Raw genomic sequence first — 1,872 nt, forward strand, 5'->3', positions numbered from 1 at the left:
TTGAGAGTTGACCTCTCAAAACTGAACAAAGTTCCTACAAAAGTGCTTCCGTTTTTCTTTTCCTTAGAAAGGAGGTGATCCAGCCGCAGGTTCTCCTACGGCTACCTTGTTACGACTTCACCCTAATCATTTGTCCCACCTTAGACGGCTAGCTCCCCGAAAGGTTACCCCACCGGCTTTGGGTGTTACAAACTCTCATGGTGTGACGGGCGGTGTGTACAAGGCCCGGGAACGTATTCACCGCGGCATGCTGATCCGCGATTACTAGCGATTCCAGCTTCATGCAGGCGAGTTGCAGCCTGCAATCCGAACTGAGAATGGTTTTCAGAGATCAGCTTCCCCTCGCGAGTTCGCTTCTCATTGTACCATCCATTGTAGCACGTGTGTAGCCCAGGTCATAAGGGGCATGATGATTTGACGTCGTCCCCACCTTCCTCCGGTTTGTCACCGGCAGTCTCACTAGAGTGCCCAACTTAATGCTGGCAACTAGTAACAAGGGTTGCGCTCGTTGCGGGACTTAACCCAACATCTCACGACACGAGCTGACGACAACCATGCACCACCTGTCTTCCTGTCCCCGAAGGGAACCCCTAATCTCTTAGGCTTGCAGGAGATGTCAAGACCTGGTAAGGTTCTTCGCGTTGCTTCGAATTAAACCACATGCTCCACCGCTTGTGCGGGCCCCCGTCAATTCCTTTGAGTTTCAACCTTGCGGTCGTACTCCCCAGGCGGAGTGCTTAATGCGTTAGCTGCAGCACTGAGAGGCGGAAACCTCCCAACACTTAGCACTCATCGTTTACGGCATGGACTACCAGGGTATCTAATCCTGTTCGCTACCCATGCTTTCGAGCCTCAGCGTCAGTAACAGACCAGAGAGCCGCCTTCGCCACTGGTGTTCTTCCATATATCTACGCATTTCACCGCTACACATGGAGTTCCACTCTCCTCTTCTGCACTCAAGTCTCTCAGTTTCCGATGCTCTTCCTCAGTTAAGCTGAGGGCTTTCACATTCAGACTTAAAAGACCGCCTGCGCTCCCTTTACGCCCAATAAATCCGGACAACGCTTGCCACCTACGTATTACCGCGGCTGCTGGCACGTAGTTAGCCGTGACTTTCTGGTTGATTACCGTCACGCTATGAGCAGTTACTCTCACAACCGTTCTTCTTCAACAACAGGATTTTACGATCCGAAGACCTTCTTCATCCACGCGGCGTTGCTCCATCAGACTTGCGTCCATTGTGGAAGATTCCCTACTGCTGCCTCCCGTAGGAGTTTGGGCCGTGTCTCAGTCCCAATGTGGCCGATTACCCTCTCAGGTCGGCTACGTATCATCGCCTTGGTGAACCGTTACTCCACCAACTAGCTAATACGCCGCAGGTCCATCCTAAAGTGACAGCCGAAGCCGTCTTTCAACCAGCACTCATGTGACTGCTGGGGTTATGCGGTATTAGCACCTGTTTCCAGATGGTATCCCCCGCTTTAGGGCAGGTTACCTACGTGTTACTCACCCATCCGCCGCTCGTTCCACCAGTTCCACCCGAAGGCTTCCCTGACTTCCCGCGCTCGACTTGCATGTATTAGGCACGCCGCCAGCGTTCGTCCTGAGCCAGGATCAAACTCTCAATTTTTGTTCGTTCTTTTCTTGCTCATGACTTGAACTCGCGTTCTTGTCGCTTGATTTATTTCTTTTTTGACAGGTTCTTTTAAACCCGGCACTTTTGCGTTTAGAAACTTTATTCAGTTTTCAAAGATCAACCGGCTGTCCATAGCAGCTGTTTTATTTTATCAGTTGTCCAAAAGCTTGTCAAGAACTTTTTTTCAAGCTCGGCAGTTGTTTTTGTCTTGCTCCGTGACAACAGAAAATATCTTA

Annotated in this window: 1 rRNA gene; it reads right to left on the reverse strand. The window is 50.7% G+C overall.

The features are described from left to right. Nucleotides 1–67: 67 nt before the first annotated feature. Nucleotides 68–1,630, reverse strand: a 16S ribosomal RNA gene (locus tag JG29_RS07905). Nucleotides 1,631–1,872: the final 242 nt, after the last annotated feature.

This window comes from Bombilactobacillus mellis, assembly GCF_000967245.1.
GTDB lineage: Bacteria > Bacillota > Bacilli > Lactobacillales > Lactobacillaceae > Bombilactobacillus > Bombilactobacillus mellis.